Genomic DNA, 20,120 nt, shown 5'->3' on the forward strand with positions numbered 1-20,120 from the left:
TCCCTTCTAGACGATCAGGTCGATGGTGTGGACGGACCCGTCCGCGGGCGCGGCCGGGGTGGGACGGATGGATGCGGTGCTCGTCGCACGGCGGCGCGGCTCCTCCGGGGCGGCGCCCGGGTAGCCGCGTCCGTCGCCCGGCGCATCGCGCTGCGGCGAGGGCTGGTTCTGCGACGAGAGGTCGAGCGAGCCGCTGAGGCCGGCGCCGCTGAGATCGCGACGGAGGTCGGGGAGGATGGCGCGCAGCGCATCCCGGCCCACGTCGGTCGGGGCGAACAGCTCGACGCGGACGCCCTCGCCGCCGACGTGGGCGCGGACCGTGACCGGGCCGAGCGTGTCGGGCGTGACGTGCACCGTCATGACGTGCTCGCCTGCGCCTGCGGCCGCAAGGGTGAACACCGGGCGGGCGAGCTGGCTCGCGAGCGGCGGCGTGGATGCGGCGGGTGCCGCCGGCGCCGTGGGCTGGGCGGGGAGGGCACGGTCGACCGCCACGGGAGCCTGCGGCTGCACCGGGGTCGCCGGAGCCGACGCGGGGGCGCTGACGGGCTCGGCGAGCGGCTGGCGCGGCCGCGGTGCCGGGGTGGCCTCCGCCGGTTGGGCCTGCGCGACCGGGGCGACGGTGGCAGCAGCCGCCGCGCTAGCCGTGGCGCTGCTCTCAGCGGATGGTGCGGGAGCCTTCGTCGTGACCGGAAGCTGGGATGCCGCAGGTGCTGTCGACGCCTCTGCGGCGGTCGACGCGGAGGACGTGGACGGAACCGGCGCCGGGGCGGCCGCGCTCGGTGTCGCAGGGGCTTCCTCGCGCACGGGCGTCGGCGTGGGGAGGGCCGGGGCCGCCCCGGACGCCGCCACCGTGAGCGGCTGCGCAGGTGCGGCCGGCGAGGGCTCGGTTCCTCCGGCGGCCTTCGGCATCGCGACCGACACCGCCGCCTCCGCCGTTGCTGCCGCCGCGGCCGGAACCGGCGCCACCGCGGCGGCGATCGCACCGCTGACGTCGACGGCAGGCGCCGACGGAACCGGTGCCGCCTGCGCGGGCGGCTCTGTAACCGGTGCCGCAGCAGAGACGACCGCTTGCGCACTCACCAGCGCGGCGCTCGGTTCCGGAGTCGCCGAGGGCACGATCTGGCTCGCCACGGCCTCTGCCGCCACCGGTGCCACCGCATCGGGCTTCACGTCACCGGCCGTCACGGCTGCACCATTGGCGGGCGCGTCCGTCGTCGCGGCATCCTTCGTCGCGGCCGTCTTCGCCGGGCGCCCGCGGTCGTGCCGCACCTCGTGCGCGCGGTCGCCTTCCGTTTTCGGGCCGGGCGCAGCGTCCTGGCTCGCCGCGTCCGTCGCCCCGCGCAGGAACGCGCCGAACGCGTCCCCGGAGCCCTTCGTCGTGGCCGATCCACGGACGCCCGGCTGCGCAGCCGGCGCCGCCGCCGCGACCGCCGCCGGGCTCACAGCGAGCCTCCCTGGGCGAACGACGCGAACAGCGACCGCAGCATGTCGGCCTGCGTCGACGACGCCGTGCCGCCGAGCGACCCGCTCAGCGCGGACGCGTACGGCGTCAACGGAGAGCTCGTAGCCGGCGCCGCCTGCGGCACCACCCGCCGGATCGTCACGATGTCGGAATCGCTCATCCAGTTGTCCACGAGGCTGACGTTGCGTCCTTCGCTCGGTGCATGGATGACCTTGCCGTCCCCCGCGTAGATGACGATGTGCTCTCCGCCGTTGGTCACGATGATGTCGCCGGGCTGGGCCTGAGCGAGCGACGGCACCTCCGTGCCGACCGTCGACTGGCCGGAGACCAGTCGCGGCACGTCGATTCCGAGGTCCTTGAACACGCGCTGCACGAGGCCGGAGCAGTCGAGCCCGGAGGCGCTGGTGCCGCCGAAGACGTAGGGGACGCCGAGGTACTTCTTGGCGTCGGCGACGACGTCCGCACCGGTGACCGTCCCGGTGGAGGAGCTGTCCAGGGCGCCGGAGAGCGCCGACGCGAAGTCCGTCGCCGACGTGCTCGACACCGCGGGTGCGGCGGACGACGAGGAGGTCGCCGACGTCTTCCCGCCGTCCAGCTGCACCAGCGTCGCCTGGATCTGCGCGATCCGTCCGATCGCATCCGTGACGGTCATCCCTCTCCCCCTTCGCGGGCGCGCTGCCATGCGCCCGTCGCGATCTCGTCGATGGCGGCCTGCTCGGCACTGAGGTCGCCGGCGACGACGCCCTCTCGGTGCCGGGTCTCGAGCTTCTCGAGCCCGACCGCACGCTTCTTCGCCTCGGTGAACGCCTGCTGCGCGACCGCCGCCTGCGCCTCCGTCTGAGCGGTCAGCGCTGCGAGGTCCGCCAGCATGCTGCGGCTGGACGCGCGCGCCGCCGCCATCGCGAACAGGGTGCTCGCATCCGTCGCCTCGGCCGGCACCGCGTGGAGAGCGGCGATGGCGCGCGCCTGCCGCTCCCCCGCGTCCCGCCGCAGCGCGTTGGCCGCGGCGAGGTCGCTCGCCGCGTGCTCCTTCTCGATCTGCCGCAGCCGCAGCAGCCCCGCCAGTGCGAACGCCCGTGCCATCACGCGCCTCCCAGCATCCCGATCAGCGCCTCCAGGCGCGCCCACGACTCCGCCGGCGCTGCCGGCTCGCCGATGCCCTGCCGCAGGAACGCGTCGATCGCGTCCGCGTGCGCGACTGCGGCATCCACCTTCGGGTTGGTGCCCGGCTTGTACGCGCCGACGTCGAGCAGGTCCTGCGCCGCGACCTTGGCGGCGAGGATGCTGCGCAGGGCCACGGCGGCCGCGCGCTGCTGCGGCGTGGTCACCCGCGACGCGAGCCGCGAGACGGAGCCGAGCACGTCGACGGACGGGAAATGCCCGATCACCGAGAGTTTCCGGTCGAGTACGACGTGTCCGTCGAGGATGGAACGCGCCGCGTCAGCGATCGGCTCGTTGTGGTCGTCGCCGTCCACGAGCACCGTGTAGAGCCCGGTGATGGATCCGGTCTCGCCCGTCCCGGCGCGCTCCAGGAGCTGCGCCAGGAGGGAGAACGTCGACGGCGGGTAGCCGCGGGTGGCGGGAGGCTCGCCGGCGGACAGGCCGATCTCGCGCTGGGCCATGGCGACGCGGGTGAGCGAGTCCATCATGAGGACGACGTCGGCGCCCTGATCGCGGAACGCCTCCGCGATGCGCGTCGCGGCGAAGGCCGCACGGAGGCGCATCACGGCCGGCTCGTCGGAGGTCGCCACGACGACGACCGAGCGTGCGAGCCCGGCCGGACCCAGGTCGTCCTCGAGGAATTCGCGCACCTCGCGCCCGCGCTCCCCCACCAGGGCGATGACCGACACCTGCGCCTCGGTGCCGCGGGCGATCATCGACAGCAGCGACGACTTGCCGACGCCCGATCCGGCGAACAGGCCGAGGCGCTGTCCACGTCCCGCGGTGACCATCGTGTCGAGCACGCGGACCCCGAGGCCGAGAGGCTGAAGGATGCGCGCGCGGCGCATCGCGTCGGGTGCGCGATTGCCGAGGGTGACGAAGCCGTCCGGCTCGATCGGGCCGCGCCCGTCCACGGGACGGCCGAGCGCGTCGATCACGCGGCCGAGCATCCCCCGCCCGGTCGGCACCAGGAGCGGCGCCCGGACGGCACGCGCCGGCGCACCGGCGGCCACCCCGGTGAGCGGACCGTAGGGCATGACCCGCACGCGGTCGGCCGTCGTCGCGACGACCTCCGCGTGCACCCCCGGCGCCTCGCCGATCACGACCACGTCGCCGATCGCCGCGCGAACACCCTCGATCTCGGCACCGAGCCCCACGACGGCGGTCACCCGGCCGACGCGTTCGACCTCCGCGGCCGCGACGGCGGCGTCCCAACGGGTCAGCACGGCGTTCACGACAGCACCTCCCGGGCACGCGCCAGCGCCTCGCGGATGCGAGCGTCCAGCCACCCGCCGGGCAGTTCGCCGATCGCGTCCCCGCGGGCGAGCGACGGGTCGGCGACCAGGCGCACATCCTCCGGCGCGAGGCCGGCCCCGTGCAGCTCCTCGACGTCCGCCGGGTGGAGCCTGACGACCGGCACCGCTCCCCCGTCCGCCGCCGCCACAACGCGCTCGACCGCCGCACGTGCCGCTGCGACGCGGTCGCCGAGGGCGACGCCGACGACCGTGCTCGCGAGTTCGAAGGCCGCGTCCACCAGGGCGGACTCCGCCTCGGCGAGCACCGGCACGCTCGCCTCCCGCAGCTCCACGGCGGCGCTGCGCAGGGCCTGGGCGAGCACGGCGACGTGGTCGGCCGCCTCGGCGCTCTCGGCCGCGCGCGCGTCCTCCGCTGCCGCGGTCCACCGCGCCTGCTCCTCCGCTGCCGCCCGGCGCCCTTCGGCGAAGCCGGCCGCGAACCCCCGGGCGCGGGCGGCCGCCATCGCGGCACGCTCCTGCTCGGTCTCGGCGAGCACCGGGACCGTCAGCGGTTCGAAGGCGACCGCGGCGTCACTCGACATACGCGTCCTCGTCCCCGCGCTGCACGGTGATCGCACCCGTGGCCTCGAGGTCGCGGATCGACCGCACGATCTCGGCGCGCGCGTCCTCCACCTGCGAGACCCGCACCGGGCCCAGGATGCGGACCTCGTCCTCCAGGATCTCCCGGTTGCGCTCCGACAGGTTCGTGGTGATGACCTCGGTGACGGCCTCCGTCGCGCCCTTCATGGCGACGGCCAGCACCGCCGCGTCCACCCCGCGCAGCACCTGCTGAACGTCGCGGGACTCGAGCCGCACGAGGTCGTCGAAGGTGAGCATCCGGGAGCGGACCTCCTCGGCGAGCTGCGGGTCGCGCTGCTCCAGCGCCTCCAGCAGGGCCTTCTCGGTGGCCGCGTCGGAGCGGTTGATGATGTCGACCAGCGGTTGCACTCCCCCGACGGCGTCGGACGCCGTGCGCGACGAGACGACGGCGCTCGCCCGCTGCTTCAGCGTCTCGGCCACGACCCGGACGGCGTCCGGGCTCGGCGAGCCCATGGTCGCGATGGCGTGCGCGACCTCGGTGCGCGTCCCGTCGGGCAGGCCCGCGAGGATGCGGGAGGCGTGGTCGGAGCGCAGGTGCGCCAGCACGAGGGCGCAGGTCTGAGGCAGCTCGCCCGAGAGCAGCATCTGCACCTGCGCCGGCTCCACCGCGTCCAGAAACTCGAACTGCTTGCCCGCGAGGTTGGATGCGACACGATTCAGCACGCCCGTGGCCCGCTCGGCGCCGAAGGACGCCTCCAGCAGCCCGACGGCGATGTCCCGGCCGCCCCGGGTGGTCACCGCGCCGCGCGTGGCCAGGTCGTGGAACTCGTTCAGCGCGTTCTCGGCGACGTTCGGATCCACCCGCCGCATCCGCAGGATCTCCGCGGTGATCTCGTCGGCCTCCTCGTCGGAGAACTGCTTCATCACCTGGGCCGCGCGCTGCTGGTCCATGTTCATCAGCACCACGGCGACCTTCTGCGCGCCGGTCAGCGTGGCGTTCATACGCCGGCCCGATCATCCATGAGGCTGCGGAGGAATTCGGCCGTGCGCTGCGGGTCGCGCTCGGCCAGGGCCTCGATCTCCGCCTTGCGGCGGGTCGCCTCCAGCTCACCCGGGTCCGGGAGCTCCGGCACCGGGTCGAGCTGCATCGGGACGGTCGGTGCGGCCTGCTCCAGCGCGATCGGGAACAGCCCGCCCTCCAGCGCGAGCGTGTCCGCGTCCTGCGCCAGCTGGGCGGTCTCGGCGGCGCGGCGGCGTCCGCGGCGGATGAGGATGAACGCGATGATCGCCACGGCGACGACCGCCGCCGCGATGACCGTGGTGCGGATGATGCTGGTCAGCTGGTCGGCCGCGGCCGCATCCTTCGCCTCCTGCAGCGCCTTGGCCGCCGCGGTCGCGCCGGCCTTGCTGAACGGCACCATCTCGACGCTCACGGAGTCGCCGCGCTTGATGTCGATGCCCGCCGCCGCGTTGACGAGGCTGCGGACCTCGTTGGCGCTGACTCCGCTCACCGCGTCGGAGTTCAGCGCGACGGACACGGTCTGCCGGTTGATCGCACCGGCCGGGATGGTGCGCTGCTCGGTGACCTTGTCGACCGCGTTGTCCTTGGTGTTCGACTCGGAATTGAAGGTGCCGTTGCCGTTGCCGCCGTTCGGGACCGCGATGTTGTCGGGGCCGAGCACGCCGGCGCTCGAGCCGCTTCCGGAGCCCGTGTAGGTCTCCTTCTGGGTGGACTCGCTCAGCGACGGCGCATTGGTCGGCGCCGTGTACGACTCCTCGGTCCGCTGCGCCGACTCGGTGCTGACGTCGGCCGCCACGGCGACGGTCGCGTTGCCCGCGCCGACCACCTTGTCGAGCATCTCCTGCACCGCCGACTTCACGCGGGTCTCGTAGTCGCTCGCCTGCTTGTCCGCTCCCCCGGTCGCTCCGCCGCCGACCGTGCTGAGCACCGTTCCGTCGGCGTCCACGACGGCGACATCGGTCGGCTTCATCCCGGGCACGGCGGCACTGGTAAGGTGCACGATCGCCTGGACCTGGTCGGCGCTGAGCGTCACGCCGCTCTGCGGTTCCACGAAGACCGAGGCCGTCGGGTCCTTCTTCTCGGACGCGAAGACGGTCTCCTCGGGGATGGCGAGACGCACGGAGGCGGTCTTGACGCCCTTCATGGCGCCGATGGTGTTGCCGAGCTCGCCCTCCATCGCCCGCTTGTAGGTGACGTTCTGCTGGAACTCGGACGAGGTGACGCCCATCTTGTCGAGCAGCGAGTAGCCGCCCGTGTTCGACGCCGGGAGACCCGCCGAGGCGGCCTTGATCCGCTCGTCGTACACCTTCTCCTGCGGCACCAAGATGGTGGAGCCGCCGTCCGTCAGCTGGTACGGCACCCCGTCGGTGCGCAGCTGGTCCACGATCGCAGAGGCGTCCGATGCGGCCACGCCCGAGAACAGCGGCGTGTACGACGGCTGCGACGCCCACAGCGCCAGGCCGGTCGCGCCGAGGGCAACGACGGCGATGCCGATGACGGCGATGACCCGCTGGGCCACGCTGAAGCCGCGGATCGTGTCGCCGAGCCGCCGGAAGAAGCTGGTCACCTGCTGGGGCATCAGGCCTGCATCCGCATGATCTCGTTGAACGCGTCGACGGCCTTGTTGCGCACGCCGGCGACGAGCTCGAGGGTGACCTGGGCGCGGGTGGACGCCAGGGTCGCGTCGTGGATGTCGTCGAGGTTGCCGGTGACGGCCTTGATGGCGAGCGTGTCACTCGTGCTCTGCAGCTGCTGCAGGTTGTCGACGGCTCCGGTGAGCGCATTGCCGAACGACGCGGCGCCCGTCCCGGTCGTGGCCTGGGTCGCGGAGAGTCCGCTCGCGGCGCTGACGCCCGAGACGGCTCCGATGGCGGGGATGGGCATCAGTTCCTCCCGATCTGGAGCGCGGCCTGGTAGGTCTCCTTGGCGCGGTCGACGACGCCGGCGTTGGCCTGATAGCCGCGCTGGGCCATGATCAGGGCGCCCATCTGCTCCGACAGGTCGATGTCGGGGTACCGCACGTACCCGTTCGCGTCGGCGACGGGATTGTCGGGCTCGTACACCATCCGCCCCTCGGCGCTGCCGTACGCGGTGCCGGCGACGTAAGCGCCCGAGACGCCCTCCCCCTCCTGGGCCACGATGTACCGGGCCTGGAAGGCGGCGCCGTCGGTGGGCTTCGCGGTGTTGATGTTGGCGAGGTTGTCCGAGATGGCGTCCAGCCACTTGCGGTGCAGGGTCAGGCCGGTTCCGGCGATCCCGATGGCGTCGAAGGTCACGTTCAGCTCCTAGAGGGGATCGGTCAGGTGGTCTTGAGGGCGGCGCGGACGGCCGAGAACTGGTTGCCGGCCGCCTGGGAGGCGAACTGGAACCGCAGGACGGTGTCGACGTTGGACAGCGTCTCGGTGTCGAGGTTGACGTTGTTGCCGTCGAGGCGCGTCGGCTCGAGCGAGCGGGCGGTGGATGCCGTTACGTGCCCGTCGTGGTCGGCGACGGAGGCGGCGAGGGCGTCCTCGAAGGAGACGCGCTCGGCGGTGTAGCCCGGCGTGTTGACGTTGGCGATGTTGTTCGCGATGGCGCGTTGGCGCGCGGCGAGGCCGTCGAGGGCGCTCGCGAGGGCGGCACTGGTCACGGATTCGAGCACAGCTGCACTCCAGGGTCGGGGGCGGCCCATCCGTGGCCAGTCGATGAGCGATCCGTGCTCAGGAAGAGCTATCGGCCGCTTCTCCCCCGCCGTTAGCGCCCACGTTCGGGGGACGTTCGCAGCCCGATTCTCACAACGTCATCCACAGCTTGTACCCCGGTGGGAATTACAAGCGTGTGTTTTCGAAGAGACCTTCGAATCGACGTGTCGGGCGATAAAACGGCCGGTCAGCTGCGCTTTTATCAAGCTGGGAATCTGAAAGTTCACACATCCCGCGCGTGTCCTCCACACCGATAATGCATTCATCCACGACTTCTCAACAGAGTTATCCACAGGTGGACAACGTGTGGGGGAGTCAGCCGATCAGATCGAAATACACCGGGTGCGGCCCGACCTCGGATCGGGGTACAGCGCGGACGGCCGCCAGATGCCGCGCCGTCGTCTGACGCACGTCCTCCAGGTACCGGATGGTGTGCAGCTGCGCCTCGAGCAGACGCGCCGCGCGCTCCTGCAGCTCCGGCGGGATGGGGCCCAGAGCGATCGGCGGGCGCCAGGGGACGGGGTCCACCTGAGCGAGCGCGCCGTGCAGCTCGCTCTCCATCCGATCCAGCGCGTCCGCCCAGCCGAGGCCGTCGTCGCGCACCGCGTCAGGCGACACCGAGGTCCCTGCCCGCGTCGGTTGCACCCACCGCCGGCAGCAGCCCGGCCGCCTCGTGCCAGGTCTGGCGCAGCGGTTCGGCGAGCTCGATGGCCTCGCGCACCTTGGCCGGGTCGCGCTCGATCATCCCGCCGACGATGAGATCGGCGAGGTAGCCGTACAGCTGGAGGAGACCTTCGGCGCCGTCCCACAGGTCGACCCGCAGGCTGCCCGCGAGCTCGGCGACGATCTGGTCCGCGTGCCGAAGGTTCTCCCACGCGGTCGGCCACTGCTGGGCCGACAGCGCGGCCTCGCCGCGCGTGAGGTCGAGCAGCAGGCGGTCGTACAGCATGGTGAGGAGTCGCGCCGGGCTGGCCGACAGGATGCTGTCGCGGTTGTAGGCGGAGAGCTTGGCCGCCGCCGAGGTGAGGACGTTCATCATGCGCTCGCAGAGGGAAGGGACGAAAGCTGGCCGGTCAGCCACGAGGACTGGGACTGGAGCTGCTGCAGCTGGACTTCGAGGTTCGCATAAGTCTTCTCGAGGGTCGAGCGCCGGTCGGCGAGGCGCGTGTCCCAGTCGGTGATCTGGTCGTTGAGGTCTTTGACGGTCGACTGCTCGCCCTTGATGCGCAGCGAGAGTGAACCGGTGTAGGTGTCGCTGGCGGCGGTCGAGGCGTCCGCGACGCGCTGGGCGATCGCCGTGAGGGCGCCCTTCACCGCATCCGGGTCGGCGGCCATCGCGGTCGTGAACTTGTCCTGGTCGAAGGTGACTGTGCCGTCGCGCTGGATGCTGATGCCGTAGGTCGACGGCGACACGCCGTTGACGGGTCCGCTGATCGCGTCCACGAGCTTCTGGTTGACGTCGCGTGTGGTCGAGTCGCCGGTGAACGCGCCGCCCGTGACGACCGTCCCGCCCGCCGAATCGGTGGTGGTGGCGACGGCCTGCTTGTCGGCGATCAGCGTGAAGATGTCGTTCACGCTGGAGACGAGTGACTTCGCCGCCGCGGCGAGACTCGCGTCGTCTCGTGCCACCGTCAGCGTGACCGGGGTGGTCGACGTCGCAGTCACCGACACCGCCACGCCGGGCAGCACATCCGAGAACGTGTTGGTCGAGCTGGTCACGGTCTGCGCGGCGGCGGTGCCGGCCCACAGCGTGAGCTGCGCGTCCTGGGCGGACCGCACCTGCGCGGCGCCCGGATCCGACAGGAGGTTCGTCGCGGTGCCGGCGGTCACATCCGCCGGGGTGCCGCGGTAGGCGGTGAAGGCGCCGGCCGCGCCCGTCTTCGTCGAGCTGAGCTGCAGACGGTAGAGCTGCTGGCCCGTCGCGGGGTCGAGTCCGGCGGCGACCTGGGTGGCGCTGACGCCGACACCCGCCTGGTTGATCGCGGCGGCCACGTCGGCGAGCGAGGAGCTGCCGGCGGTCACCTGCTTCACGGTGCCGTCGGCGGCGACGAAGGTGAGCGTCGGCGGCTGGTCCGGCCACTGGGTGAGCGGGCCGGTCACCGTGACCTGGGACTGGGCCAGCTTGTCCACGGTGAAGTCTATGGTTCCGTCGACGGCGCCGGTTCCGGCGGTCGCGGTGACGGCGCTGGAGGTGGAGGTCGCGGTGTGCAGGTCCGTCCCGGCCGGCTTCGCCAGCTTGGCGGCGGCGTCGGCCAGAGCGGCGACCTTGCCGTTCAGGGTCTGCATCGCCGTGATGTAGGTCTGGGAGTCGGTGACCTTGTTCTTCAGCAGGGTCTGCGGAATCGCCTCCGCCTGCATGAGGCTGTTGATGAGGTCGGTGGTCTGCAGGCCGCTGATGAGCCCGTCGACGGCCATGCCCATGCGGTGGTCTCCCTCCTACGACGTGGTGCGGTGTGGTGCGGCGGCCGGGCGCGCTTTGGGGTCAGCGCCCGGCCGCCGTGCCTATCAGCGGAGCAGCTGCAGGACGCCCTGGTTGGACTGGTTCGCCTGAGCGAGCATCGCCGTGCCGGCCTGCGACAGGATGTTGGAGCGGGTGTACTTCACCATCTCCTCCGCCATGTCGGTGTCGGTGATGCGGCTGGACGCGGCGGACAGGTTCTCCTTCGAGACGTTCAGGCTGCGAACGGCCGACTCGAAGCGGTTCTGCGAGGCGCCGAGCTCCGAGCGGGCGGTCGAGATCGCGGTGATCGCGGTGTCGATCGCGGTGATGGTGGTGTTCGCCGTCGCGTTGCTGGTGACGTCGAAGCCGGTGGCACCGGCGGCGCCGGACAGCGTGCCGACCGAGGTCGCCACGTCGGCCAGGTTGACCGCGATGGTGTCGTTGGCGGTGGAGCCCGCGCCGACCTGGAAGTTCAGCGAGCCGCCCTTGAGGAGGTCGATCCCGTTGAAGTTCGTGCCGTTGGTGATGCGGTTGAGCTCCTTGCCCAGCTCGTCGGCCTCCGTCTTGATCGCCGCGCGCGAGGTCGCGTTGTTCGAGTCGTTGCCGCCCTGCACCGCGAGGTCGCGCATGCGCTGCAGGATGGAGTGGACCTCGGTGAGCGAACCTTCAGCGGTCTGCACGACGCTGATGCCGTCCTGAGCGTTGCGGGCGGCGACGGTCAGACCGCCGACCTGCGACTTCAGGCCCTCCGAGATGGCGAGACCGGCCGCGTCGTCCGCCGCACGGTTGATGCGGAGGCCGCTGGACAGCTTCTCGAGCGACTTCGAGAGGTCGCCCTGCGTGTTGTTCAGGTTGCGGTAGGCGTTGTTCGCCGCGATGTTGGTGTTGATCTGCATACCCATGATGTTTCCTCCATGACTGGGTGGTGGTCCGCGGCCCTTCCGTGGTCCGCATCAGCCTCTATCGGCTGTCGCTGCCGTCCCGTTAGCGATGCGTCTCAGGACGCCTTCGCCGAGGTCGGCGACGTGGGGGAGAAGCGGGACACGTTCGCGACCGCGTGCTGCGCGAGACGCGCGAGATACGCGCTGCGCCGGGCCTGCGAGGTCTTAGCCTCGATGACGACGGGGTCTCCCTCGTCGGCGTAGTGGGTCGCCATCCCCTCGCGCATCAGGCGGATGGCCTCGGAGCGCTGCTGGGAGACGGCGGAGTGGGTGATGCCGAGCTCGTCGGCGATCTCGGTGACCGTGCGGTCGTCGAAGTAGATGGCCTCGACGATCATGCGCATCCGGTCGGGGAGTGCGGCGACGGCGGCGCGGACGTAGGCGGTCTGCTCGTCGGCGAGGAGCGCGTCGGCGGGGCCGGGGGTCTCGGCAACGAGCAGCGGCTCGATGGTCTCGTCGAGAGCACTGACGGTACGGGACGCGTCGGCCAGGCCCGCGGCGGCCGTCTCGCGGTCGACGCCGAGCGCATTCGCGATCTCGTCGACGCTCGGCGCGCGGCCGAGGGAGGCGGTCAGGCTCTCCTGCACGGCCAGCGTCTCCTTGATCCGCTTGCGCGCGCCGCGGGTGGCCCAGTCGGAGGCGCGGAGCTCGTCGGCGAGCGCCCCCACGATCCGGGTGCGGGCGTAGGCACCGAACGGGACGCCGGTGCCGGCGTCGTAGGCGTCGGCCGCCTGGACGAGGGCCACCGCGCCGGCGGACGCCAGGTCGTCGCGGGACAGGTGCGTGGCGCGCGAGCACAGGTCGGAGACCAGGTAGCCGACGAGCGGCAGATTCTCGACGACGAGCGCGTTGCGTTCGTTCCGGTTCACGCTGGGCGACCCCTCTTCATCGGACGGATACGTTGCGACGTCCTCTTTCGGGGAGGGCGTCTCTCGGTACTCGGGCGGTGCGGTGGACGCTCGGGCTTAGTCGGGTGCCGAGCGAGGTGCTAGGGGTCTTTCGTTGTTCACGGTAACAATTCGGATCCACTCAGATCGCATGCTTTCTGCCCCCATTACGGGGCAGCGCGTACCCCCAGTACGGGGAATGCTGACAGTGTCCGCAGTCCGGTACGTCGTGCTCGCCGCGCAGCGCACCCCGCGCCTAACATCGGGCGCAAGCGTGCCGATGGTCTGGTGTGGCGGGGACAGCATCCACCGCCCTTCAGACCCGAGGAGACCAGGTGCGCACATCGACTCACGAGGAAGTTGGTAGCGACATGGCCGCGAGCGAGCTCTCTGCCCAGCTGTGGAAGGAGCGCGAGCTGCTGGAGCTCCTGCTCTTCAAGCTGGAGGAGGAGCAGCTGCTGCTGATCGCCGGCAAGTCCCGGTGGATCTCGCACGCCACCCGTGAGGTCGAGCAGGTCATCGAGCGCATGCGCGCCGTCGGGCTGGCGCGGACCGTCGAGGTCGCCGCCGTCGCCGAGGACTGGGGGCTGGGGCCGGATGCGACCCTCCGCGAGCTCGCCACGGCCGCTCCCGACGGCATCTGGTCCGACATCTTCGGTTCGCACCTCGCCGCCATGACCGAGCTCACCGCCCAGATCGCGGAGGTACGCGACACCAACGAGCGCCTGCTGCGTGAAGCCGCCCGTTCGACGCAGGAGACGCTGAGCTCGCTCTCGGGCGCCGGCGACGACCCCGGCGTCTACGGCGCGGGCGGCACCGGCAGCCTCGGCGACACCGCGCGCTTCTTCGACACGGAGGCCTGATGAGCACGTTCAGCGGCCTCAACACCGCCTACACCGGGCTCGTCGCCGCCAAGGCCGGGCTGGATGTGGTGGGCCAGAACCTGGTCAACGCCAACACCGCGGGCTACACGCGTCAGCGCGTCAACACCTCCGGCGTCCCCGCCCTGAACACGGTCGGGCTGTTCAGCGGGGGAGTCCGACCCGGACAGGGCGTCAGCATCGACGGCATCCAGCGGCTGGACGACGCCGCGGTCGACGCGCGCGTGCGCAGCACCACCGCCCTGTCGGGCTACACGAACACGCGGGCGGCCGCTCTCGACGCGCTCGAGACATCGCTGAACGAGCCCGGAACCAACGGCCTCTCGGCCTCCCTGCAGAAGTTCTGGTCGGCCTGGGGCGACGTCGCCAACCAGGCGGGGGAGCAGGCGCCCGCGGGCGTGCTGCTCGGCCAGGCGGGCAGCCTGGTCACCCAGCTGCAGACCGGCTACCGCGCTGTGGACGATCAGTGGACCGCCCTCCGCTCGAACGTCGAGGGCATGGTGAACGACCTGAACACCGCCGCCACCGAGGTCGCGGACCTCAACGGCCGCATCCGGTCCGCCCTCAACGCCGGCCAGTCGGCCAACGAGCTGATGGACCGTCGCGACCTGCTCACCACCTCCATCGCCAAGCTGGCCGGGGGAGTGGTGCGGCCGAACGAGGACGGAACCGTGGATGTTCTGGTCGGCGGCAACGCGCTGGTCTCCGGCACCACGGCGAACGCCGTGAAGGCCGCCGGGGCGAATCGGATGGCGGACGCCGCGGGCGACCCGCCCCGGCTCGAGTGGGCGTACCGTCCGGGCGCCGCCATCGCGATGGAGGGCGGTTCCATCGGGGGCGCGCTCTCCACACTCGCTCCCGCGGACGCGAACGGGACCGGCGGCGTGCTGGCCGAAGCGGCCGCGAGCTACAACGCGTTCGCGGTCACGCTGGCGCAGCGCGTGAACGCGGTCCACCAGACCGGCACGACGCCGACGGGCGCCACGGGTCTCGACTTCTTCGCCATCGACCCGACCAAGCCCGCCGCCCTCGGGCTCTCCGTCGTCCCGACGGGCGTCGGACAGATCGCCACGGGCGCCGCAGGCGCCGGCGGAGCGGACGGCAGCGTCGCGGACGCCATCAGCCAGCTCGGCACCGGCGCGAACGCCGTCGACAAGCAGTGGTCGGCGTTCGTCGTCCGCGTCGGAGTCGCCAGCAAGACCGAGCAGCAGCAGTCCGACCTCGCCGACATGGCCACCAGCTCCGCCGTGAACGCCCAGCTGGCCGGCTCCTCCGTCGATCTGGACGAGGAGAACATGAACATGCTCTCCTTCCAGCACGCCTACCAGGGCGCCGCGCGCGTGATGACCGCCGTGGACGAAGCCCTCGATGTGCTCATCAACCACACCGGACTCGTCGGGAGATAGCCGTGATCAGCCGAGTGACCAACGCGACCCAGACGCTCAACGCGCAGCGCAACCTGCAGCTGAGCCTGCAGCGGCAGGCGCAGCTCTACGTCCAGGCGACCAGCCGGCGGCTGCTCAACAAGCCGTCGGACGACCCGACGGCCACGGCGAGCGCCATGGGCGTCCGCTCCGACGCGGCCGCGACCTCCCAGTACCAGCGCAACGTCAGCAACGGCGACGCGTGGCTGACGACCGCGGACTCCGCGCTGACCTCGGTCGAGACGCTGATGCACCGCTTCCGCGACCTCACGGTCCAGGGTGCCAACGACGGCTCGATGTCGACGGAGGCGAAGGAGTCGATCGCGACCGAGCTCGACGGCATCAAGCAGAGCCTCCTGTCGCTCGCGAACACGACCTACCTGGGTCGCACGGTCTTCGCGGGCAACTCCGACGCGGGCGTCGCCTTCCAGCCCGACTACTCGTTCACGGGAACCGCGGGAAGTACAGTGGAGCGCAGGATCGGCCCCGACACCACGGTGCGGGTGGATGCGGACGGAGCGGCGGCCTTCGGAACCGGCACCTCGTCGGTGTTCGCGCTGATCGACAATGTTGCCAGCGATCTGCGGAACGGCGTCAACGTCACTCCGCGGCTGGCGCAGATCGACGACAGGATGAAGGCGATCGTGGGAGAGCACGCGGAGGTCGGCGGACGCCAGACCCGCATCGACAAGGCGAAGGACGCCCTCGCCGTCGGCGCGAACGCTCTCGAGGGCCAGCGCTCGTCGTTGGAGGATGTCGACCTCAGCAAGGTCATCCTCGATCTGAAGACGCAGGACGTGAACTACCAGACCGCGATCGCCGTCACGGCGCGCGTGCTGCAGCCGACGCTGATGGACTTCCTCCGATGAGCGCCGTCCGCTTCCTCGCTCCGCCGCCCGGGCTCGAACCCCTCGACGACTTCACGCTCGACGCCGTCGCCGGCGCGGATGGTCTCTACACGCTTGCGTCGGTCGAGCGGCCGGAGATCCGGCTGTTCACGATCGACGCCTCCCGGCACCTGCCCGGCTACTCGCCAGAACTCCCCGACGACCGCGCCGTCGAGCTCGGTATCGCGACGCCGGAGGAGGCGCTGCTCCTCGTCGTCGTGACGCCGTCGCACGAGGGCAGCACGGTCAATCTGCTCGCGCCGGTCATCGTCAACCGTGCGACAGGCGCCGCACTGCAGCTCGTCCTGGAGGATGACGCGTTCCCGGTGCGCGCCGAACTGGCCGCGCTGGCCGGGGCGTAGGGCTCAGCCCGCCTTCTTCGGCGGACAGGGCGCCGTCTTCGTCATGGCGTCGACGGTCTGCTGCTCCGACCAGGGCAGGGACGCCACAGCCTTCATGCCCTTCTGCTCCGGCGGGAGCTTGGATGCGATGGACGCCAGGCGCTGCGCCAGCGACTGGGCGAAGGGCGCACCGGGGGTCGAGTTGTTCAGGGCGACGACGATCGTCAGACCCGACTTCGGGTCCGAGAACACGGCCGACAAGTAGCCGGGGACCGCGCCGCTGCTTCCGCGCAGCGGGCCGAGCAGCTGGACGCCGAGACCGTAGCGCTGCCACGACTCGCCGTTGACCACCGCGTCCACCTGGGCGGCGCGCGACTTCTCGCTCAGGAGCGTGCCCTTCGCCAGCGCCTGACCGAACGAGCGGAGGTCGTCGAGGTTCGAGACCACGCCCCCCGAGGTCCATCCGAGCGACGGCGACATCTTCGTGACGTCCCGCAGCGGCTCGCAGACCACCGCGCCGGCCCCGTCCAGGCCCACCGAGTAACCGGCCGGGTGGGGGCCGGGAGGAGTCAGGGTGCCGTTGTCGGGCAGAACGCTCTTCGTCATGCCCAGCTTGTCGAACACGTACTCCTTGTAGAGCTGCTGCCAGCTCTTGCTCGTCGCGTTCTGCAGCGCCATCCCGACCAGGATCGCGTTGGTCGCCGAGGGACCGTACTTCTGGCCGGGCGTGCCGTAGCGCTGCATCGCGATCCCGTCGCTGGCGAGCTCCAGCGGGGGCCACTGGCGGGTCGGGTTCATGAGGAATTTCGGGTTCAGCGCACCCGTGTGGTCGTTGATGCCGGAGGTGTTCTGGCACAGCTCGCGGAGCGTCACGCCGTCGACCCCGACCATGCCGGGGAGCCACTTGGTCAGCGCGTCGTCGAGGTCTATCCGCCCCTCGTCGACCAGCTCCAGCAGGACGGTGCAGGTCATCGGGGTCGTGTTCTGCCCGATGCGGAAGGTCATGTCGGTCGTCACCGGCGTCGAACCGGAACGGGTCGTCGTGCCCTGCGCTGTCGTCCAGCTGCCCGCCCACGGCGCCCAGACACCCGCGATACCCGCGGAGGCGCCGGACAGCGTCATCGCGTCCGTCACCGCCGCCTCGAGCCGCTTCTCGACGTCCTTCGAGAACCCGCCCGGCTGCTGGGACGGCGCGTTCGCGCTCCCTGGAGACGACGTGCAGCCCGCCAGGACGAGAGCCACGAGGCCCGCGGTCGCCGCGAGCGCGAGCCGCCCGAACCTGGTGTCTCGTCGCATCCGTACTCCCCGCCTTCGGCACTGCGTGTCCAGCGATTGTAACGTGCTGCAGATTCCTTGCCGTTGCGCAAGGGGCTGTGGCCGCAATCCGATTCGGACGACGCTTCGAAGGGAAAGTGAGGCGCGCGTCCGTGCGCCGTCCTACGGAAGGAACGACACAATGCGCAACTCACCGAATCGTCTGGTGGCCACCATCTTCGGTGCGGTCTACCTGCTCGTCGGTCTCCTCGGCTTCGCCGTCACCGGCGGCGTCGGCTTCGTCGCCACCAAGGGCGGCCTGCTGCTCGGCATCTTCGAGGTGAACCCGCTGCACAACATCGCGCACCTCCTGATCGGTGCAGCGCTGCTGATCGCGGGCCTGACCCGGGTGGCCGCCGCGAAGGCCGTCAACATCACCGTCGGCGCCGTCTACCTGCTGCTCGGCATCGTCGGCTTCTTCCTCGTGGGGACGGGCGCCAACATCCTGGCCCTGAACACCCCCGACCACTTCCTCCACCTCGTGAGCGCGATCGTCCTGCTCGGCACCGGCCTCGGCGCCGACCGCGGGACCCGCGCCACCACGGCCGCCGCCTGACCGGCGGGGCCACGGCTCCCATGAGCAGGATCACGGAGACGCTGCGCGTCGCCCCCGCCGCCTCGGCCCCTCGGGCCGTCGCGGTGGGCCCGGCGACGCGCGCGTTCCTCGCCGTGGCCGCGTTGGGGGCAGGGCTGCTTCACGCCGCCCTTGCCCCCAGCGCACCCCCTGCTCTTCTCGCAGCCTTCCTCGTCCTCGCGCTCGGCGAGCTGGTGTGGGCGGCGGCGACGCTGGCGAAGGACGTCCCGCCGGCGTTCCGGCTCATCCCCGCACTGGCGCTCCTGCCGGTCGGGATGTGGGCCGCGCTCGCCATCGCGGGCGCGACGGCATCCGGAGGCACCGCCATCGCCCTGCCGCTCGTGCCGATGGGCGCCGCCTCCCTGCTCGACGTCGTGATCGCCGCGACCGCCGCGGTGGTCATCCGGCGTGACCGTCCCGTCACCGACCGGAACAGCTTCCTGCGCTTCTTCCTCGGGCTCGTCCTGAGCGCGTGCGCGGTCAGCGCGATCACCATCCCCGCGCTGACGCTCACGGATGCGGGCGTCGCCGCCGTGACGGTGCACCACCACCACTGACGCCGGCTGGGCGCGAGGAGCGCGTCAGCGCCGGGTCAGCGCGAAGGACTCGCTCCCGAACCGCACGACCGATCCCGGGTCGACCTCGTGCCGGGTCTTCGGATCGCACGCGAAGGTGCCCTCACCCGGGTAGGTGATCGTCGTGCCGTTCGCCGAGCCGAGGTCCATGACCCAGAACACCCCGTCGTACTGCCCGAAGGCCAGGTGCGCGCGGGAGACCGACTTCGCGTCGTCCTGCACGGTGATCAGCTCGACGTGACCCGGATCCTCCATCTCCGTGCCCGGAGCGTGCACGGCCGGATTGCGGCCGATGACGCCGTTGCCGCTGGTCTCGACGTGCTGGCCGTCGCTGAAGTCCATGACGAAGGTCACCGCCACGTCCGTCCCCCTCCGGTCATCGGGCCGCCGCCTGGGCGACCGGCATCGTCACCGGGCGCGCGTCGCGCATGAAGCGCTCGACGTCCGGGTCCACGGTGATGTCGCTCGGCCGCAGCGGCCGGGTCAGATACAGGCCCTCGAGCGTCGTGATCCGGCTCAGCGCCACGTAGGTCTGGCCGGAGGTGAAGGCACGCGTGCCGAGGTCGATGATCGCTGCGTCGTAGGTCTTGCCCTGCGACTTGTGGATGGTGACCGCCCACGCCAGCCGCAGCGGGAACTGCGTGAACTCGGCCACGACGTCCTTCGTGAGCTTCTTCGTCTCGGGCGACCACGTGTAGCGGAACTTCTCCCAGATCGCCGGCTCGACCTCGTGGACCTCGCCGTCGACGTCCACGTAGACGTTGGAGTCGATCTTCGTGACGGTGCCGATGGTGCCGTTGACCCAGCGCGGTCCGTCGCCCTGACCCACGTCGTTCCGCAGGAACATGACCTGCGCGCCGACCTTGAGCTCCAGGGTCTCGTCGGCGGGATAGTTGCGGCCGCCGAAGTCGCCGCTCACCTCGGCCTTCGCCGTCAGTGCGCGGCCCGGGAGGCGGCCGAGCGCCTGCGCATTGATCCGGTTGACCGTGTCGTTGCGGGTCGCGAGCGTGATCGTGCCGTCGTCCGGCGCTGGACGCGCGCCGACCTCGTTCAGCCGGTCGGCGATCTCCTTCGTCACCTGTCCGTGCCGCACCGCGTTGAGCATGAAGCGGAAGTCGGACTCGTGCTGACGGTGCACCTGCAGCAGCTCGACGATCCGCAGATCGGTCTCCTGCCAGACCTTCGCATCGAAGAACCACATCGACCGGTAGGTGTCGGCGAAGTAGGCCCGCTCCTCGCTGTCTCCCGGCACCGGCGCGAGCTGGTACGGGTCGCCGAACAGCACCACCTGCACCCCGCCGAACGGCTCGCCCGCACGCTGGCGCGCCTGGCGGAGACTGCGGTCCACCGCATCCATCAGGTCGGCGTTGACCATCGACACCTCGTCGATCACCAGCGTGTCGATGCTGTTGAGCAGCTTGCGCAGCTCCGCGCTCTGGTCGATGGCGTGGTCGGCGATGACGCCGATCGGCAGGCGGAACAGGGAGTGGATGGTCTGGCCGCCGACGTTCAGCGCCGCGACGCCCGTCGGCGCGGAGATGACGAGCGACTTCTCGGTATTCCACGACAGGTGATTGAGCAGCGTCGACTTGCCAGTGCCCGCGCGGCCGGTCACGAAGACGTGCTCACGCGTGTTCTCGATGAGGTCGTACACGGCCTGCTGCTCGGACGAGAGGGAGAGACGGCCCATGCCTTC

Annotated in this window: 24 protein-coding genes; 6 read left to right on the forward strand and 18 right to left on the reverse strand. The window is 71.2% G+C overall.

What is annotated here, in order from left to right; all coding sequences use genetic code 11:
* Positions 1-6 precede the first annotated feature (6 nt).
* From AB0P25_RS07210 to AB0P25_RS07280, 15 genes are all read right to left on the reverse strand, one after another.
* Positions 7-1,443 carry a flagellar hook-length control protein FliK gene (locus tag AB0P25_RS07210; protein WP_363806338.1) on the reverse strand — a complete coding sequence of 479 codons (1,437 nt, stop codon included), beginning with the start codon at positions 1,441-1,443 and terminating at the stop codon, positions 7-9.
* Positions 1,440-2,114 carry a C40 family peptidase gene (locus AB0P25_RS07215; RefSeq protein ID WP_363806340.1) on the reverse strand — a complete coding sequence of 225 codons (675 nt, stop codon included), beginning with the start codon at positions 2,112-2,114 and terminating at the stop codon, positions 1,440-1,442. Before AB0P25_RS07215 ends, AB0P25_RS07210 begins: the two co-directional genes overlap by 4 nt.
* Entirely contained in the window at positions 2,111-2,545 is a 435-nt protein-coding gene (locus tag AB0P25_RS07220) for a hypothetical protein (RefSeq protein WP_363806341.1), read from the reverse strand. The genes AB0P25_RS07215 and AB0P25_RS07220 overlap by 4 nt, the downstream gene beginning before the upstream one ends.
* Positions 2,545-3,858: a FliI/YscN family ATPase gene (locus tag AB0P25_RS07225; protein ID WP_363806342.1), complete on the reverse strand. Its 1,314-nt coding sequence runs from the start codon at positions 3,856-3,858 to the stop codon at positions 2,545-2,547. The genes AB0P25_RS07220 and AB0P25_RS07225 overlap by 1 nt, the downstream gene beginning before the upstream one ends.
* Positions 3,855-4,460 carry a FliH/SctL family protein gene (locus tag AB0P25_RS07230; RefSeq protein WP_363806343.1) on the reverse strand — a complete coding sequence of 202 codons (606 nt, stop codon included), beginning with the start codon at positions 4,458-4,460 and terminating at the stop codon, positions 3,855-3,857. Before AB0P25_RS07230 ends, AB0P25_RS07225 begins: the two co-directional genes overlap by 4 nt.
* Positions 4,450-5,460, reverse strand: coding sequence for a flagellar motor switch protein FliG (gene fliG / locus AB0P25_RS07235; RefSeq protein ID WP_363806344.1), 1,011 nt, complete (start codon positions 5,458-5,460; stop codon positions 4,450-4,452). The genes AB0P25_RS07230 and fliG overlap by 11 nt, the downstream gene beginning before the upstream one ends.
* Positions 5,457-7,058, reverse strand: a complete 1,602-nt coding sequence (fliF, locus tag AB0P25_RS07240) for a flagellar basal-body MS-ring/collar protein FliF (RefSeq protein WP_363806345.1) — start codon at positions 7,056-7,058, stop codon at positions 5,457-5,459. The genes fliG and fliF overlap by 4 nt, the downstream gene beginning before the upstream one ends.
* Complete coding sequence (gene fliE, locus AB0P25_RS07245) at positions 7,058-7,363, reverse strand: flagellar hook-basal body complex protein FliE (RefSeq protein WP_363806346.1); 306 nt, start codon at positions 7,361-7,363, stop codon at positions 7,058-7,060. Before fliE ends, fliF begins: the two co-directional genes overlap by 1 nt.
* Complete coding sequence (locus AB0P25_RS07250; protein ID WP_121263078.1) at positions 7,363-7,755, reverse strand: flagellar basal body rod C-terminal domain-containing protein; 393 nt, start codon at positions 7,753-7,755, stop codon at positions 7,363-7,365. Before AB0P25_RS07250 ends, fliE begins: the two co-directional genes overlap by 1 nt.
* A 23-nt stretch (positions 7,756-7,778) precedes the next feature.
* A complete protein-coding gene (gene flgB, locus AB0P25_RS07255; protein ID WP_363806347.1) occupies positions 7,779-8,120 on the reverse strand; it encodes a flagellar basal body rod protein FlgB in 342 nt (113 codons plus the stop codon).
* 355 nt (positions 8,121-8,475) lie between these two features.
* On the reverse strand, positions 8,476-8,778 hold the full coding sequence (locus AB0P25_RS07260) for a hypothetical protein (protein ID WP_363806348.1): 303 nt from the start codon (positions 8,776-8,778) through the stop codon (positions 8,476-8,478).
* Positions 8,768-9,196, reverse strand: a complete 429-nt coding sequence (locus AB0P25_RS07265; protein WP_363806349.1) for a flagellar export chaperone FliS — start codon at positions 9,194-9,196, stop codon at positions 8,768-8,770. The genes AB0P25_RS07260 and AB0P25_RS07265 overlap by 11 nt, the downstream gene beginning before the upstream one ends.
* Positions 9,196-10,581, reverse strand: a complete 1,386-nt coding sequence (fliD, locus tag AB0P25_RS07270; RefSeq protein ID WP_363806350.1) for a flagellar filament capping protein FliD — start codon at positions 10,579-10,581, stop codon at positions 9,196-9,198. Before fliD ends, AB0P25_RS07265 begins: the two co-directional genes overlap by 1 nt.
* Before the next feature lie 84 nt (positions 10,582-10,665).
* On the reverse strand, positions 10,666-11,502 hold the full coding sequence (locus tag AB0P25_RS07275; protein WP_301219296.1) for a flagellin: 837 nt from the start codon (positions 11,500-11,502) through the stop codon (positions 10,666-10,668).
* A gap of 95 nt (positions 11,503-11,597) precedes the next feature.
* Positions 11,598-12,410, reverse strand: coding sequence for a sigma-70 family RNA polymerase sigma factor (locus tag AB0P25_RS07280; protein WP_363806351.1), 813 nt, complete (start codon positions 12,408-12,410; stop codon positions 11,598-11,600).
* A gap of 389 nt (positions 12,411-12,799) precedes the next feature.
* Here AB0P25_RS07280 and flgN point away from each other — a divergent pair, with 389 nt between their 5' ends.
* Genes flgN through AB0P25_RS07300 form a run of 4 tightly spaced genes read left to right on the forward strand, consistent with a single transcriptional unit; the run spans position 12,800 to position 15,982 of the window.
* On the forward strand, positions 12,800-13,291 hold the full coding sequence (flgN, locus tag AB0P25_RS07285) for a flagellar export chaperone FlgN (protein WP_363806352.1): 492 nt from the start codon (positions 12,800-12,802) through the stop codon (positions 13,289-13,291).
* The gene (flgK, locus tag AB0P25_RS07290) at positions 13,291-14,715 is read left to right on the forward strand and encodes a flagellar hook-associated protein FlgK (protein WP_363806353.1); all 1,425 of its coding nucleotides are present in this window, start codon (positions 13,291-13,293) and stop codon (positions 14,713-14,715) included. The genes flgN and flgK overlap by 1 nt, the downstream gene beginning before the upstream one ends.
* A gap of 2 nt (positions 14,716-14,717) precedes the next feature.
* Complete coding sequence (flgL, locus tag AB0P25_RS07295; protein WP_363806354.1) at positions 14,718-15,602, forward strand: flagellar hook-associated protein FlgL; 885 nt, start codon at positions 14,718-14,720, stop codon at positions 15,600-15,602.
* Positions 15,599-15,982: a flagellar assembly protein FliW gene (locus AB0P25_RS07300; protein ID WP_363806356.1), complete on the forward strand. Its 384-nt coding sequence runs from the start codon at positions 15,599-15,601 to the stop codon at positions 15,980-15,982. The genes flgL and AB0P25_RS07300 overlap by 4 nt, the downstream gene beginning before the upstream one ends.
* A gap of 3 nt (positions 15,983-15,985) precedes the next feature.
* On the opposite strand, the gene AB0P25_RS07305 is transcribed toward AB0P25_RS07300, so the two are convergent.
* Positions 15,986-17,257, reverse strand: coding sequence for a serine hydrolase domain-containing protein (locus AB0P25_RS07305; RefSeq protein ID WP_363806357.1), 1,272 nt, complete (start codon positions 17,255-17,257; stop codon positions 15,986-15,988).
* 160 nt (positions 17,258-17,417) lie between these two features.
* Between AB0P25_RS07305 and AB0P25_RS07310 the strand changes: the two genes are divergently transcribed.
* On the forward strand, positions 17,418-17,831 hold the full coding sequence (locus AB0P25_RS07310) for a DUF4383 domain-containing protein (protein WP_064110424.1): 414 nt from the start codon (positions 17,418-17,420) through the stop codon (positions 17,829-17,831).
* Positions 17,832-17,851: 20 nt separating this feature from the next.
* Positions 17,852-18,406, forward strand: a complete 555-nt coding sequence (locus tag AB0P25_RS07315; protein ID WP_363806358.1) for a hypothetical protein — start codon at positions 17,852-17,854, stop codon at positions 18,404-18,406.
* A gap of 24 nt (positions 18,407-18,430) precedes the next feature.
* Here AB0P25_RS07315 and AB0P25_RS07320 read toward each other — a convergent pair whose 3' ends face one another.
* Both AB0P25_RS07320 and AB0P25_RS07325 read right to left on the reverse strand, forming a co-directional pair.
* Positions 18,431-18,784 carry an FHA domain-containing protein gene (locus AB0P25_RS07320; protein WP_363806359.1) on the reverse strand — a complete coding sequence of 118 codons (354 nt, stop codon included), beginning with the start codon at positions 18,782-18,784 and terminating at the stop codon, positions 18,431-18,433.
* Positions 18,785-18,800: 16 nt separating this feature from the next.
* Positions 18,801-20,114, reverse strand: coding sequence for a PIF1 family ATP-dependent DNA helicase (locus tag AB0P25_RS07325; RefSeq protein ID WP_363806360.1), 1,314 nt, complete (start codon positions 20,112-20,114; stop codon positions 18,801-18,803).
* Positions 20,115-20,120: the final 6 nt, after the last annotated feature.

Origin of the sequence: Leifsonia sp. NPDC077715 (assembly GCF_040686855.1) — a bacterium.
In the GTDB taxonomy this organism is placed as follows: Bacteria; Actinomycetota; Actinomycetes; order Actinomycetales; family Microbacteriaceae; genus Leifsonia.

Coding starts and splice junctions, on each gene's coding strand:
- AB0P25_RS07215 (WP_363806340.1), bottom strand. CDS start 2,114: ATGACCGTCACGGATGCGATCGGACGGATCGCGCAGATCCAGGCGACG.
- AB0P25_RS07220 (WP_363806341.1), bottom strand. CDS start 2,545: ATGGCACGGGCGTTCGCACTGGCGGGGCTGCTGCGGCTGCGGCAGATC.
- AB0P25_RS07230 (WP_363806343.1), bottom strand. CDS start 4,460: ATGTCGAGTGACGCCGCGGTCGCCTTCGAACCGCTGACGGTCCCGGTG.
- fliG (WP_363806344.1), bottom strand. CDS start 5,460: ATGAACGCCACGCTGACCGGCGCGCAGAAGGTCGCCGTGGTGCTGATG.
- fliF (WP_363806345.1), bottom strand. CDS start 7,058: ATGCCCCAGCAGGTGACCAGCTTCTTCCGGCGGCTCGGCGACACGATC.
- fliE (WP_363806346.1), bottom strand. CDS start 7,363: ATGCCCATCCCCGCCATCGGAGCCGTCTCGGGCGTCAGCGCCGCGAGC.
- AB0P25_RS07265 (WP_363806349.1), bottom strand. CDS start 9,196: ATGAACGTCCTCACCTCGGCGGCGGCCAAGCTCTCCGCCTACAACCGC.
- fliD (WP_363806350.1), bottom strand. CDS start 10,581: ATGGGCATGGCCGTCGACGGGCTCATCAGCGGCCTGCAGACCACCGAC.
- AB0P25_RS07275 (WP_301219296.1), bottom strand. CDS start 11,502: ATGGGTATGCAGATCAACACCAACATCGCGGCGAACAACGCCTACCGC.
- flgN (WP_363806352.1), top strand. CDS start 12,800: ATGGCCGCGAGCGAGCTCTCTGCCCAGCTGTGGAAGGAGCGCGAGCTG.
- flgK (WP_363806353.1), top strand. CDS start 13,291: ATGAGCACGTTCAGCGGCCTCAACACCGCCTACACCGGGCTCGTCGCC.
- AB0P25_RS07300 (WP_363806356.1), top strand. CDS start 15,599: ATGAGCGCCGTCCGCTTCCTCGCTCCGCCGCCCGGGCTCGAACCCCTC.
- AB0P25_RS07305 (WP_363806357.1), bottom strand. CDS start 17,257: ATGCGACGAGACACCAGGTTCGGGCGGCTCGCGCTCGCGGCGACCGCG.
- AB0P25_RS07310 (WP_064110424.1), top strand. CDS start 17,418: ATGCGCAACTCACCGAATCGTCTGGTGGCCACCATCTTCGGTGCGGTC.
- AB0P25_RS07315 (WP_363806358.1), top strand. CDS start 17,852: ATGAGCAGGATCACGGAGACGCTGCGCGTCGCCCCCGCCGCCTCGGCC.
- AB0P25_RS07325 (WP_363806360.1), bottom strand. CDS start 20,114: ATGGGCCGTCTCTCCCTCTCGTCCGAGCAGCAGGCCGTGTACGACCTC.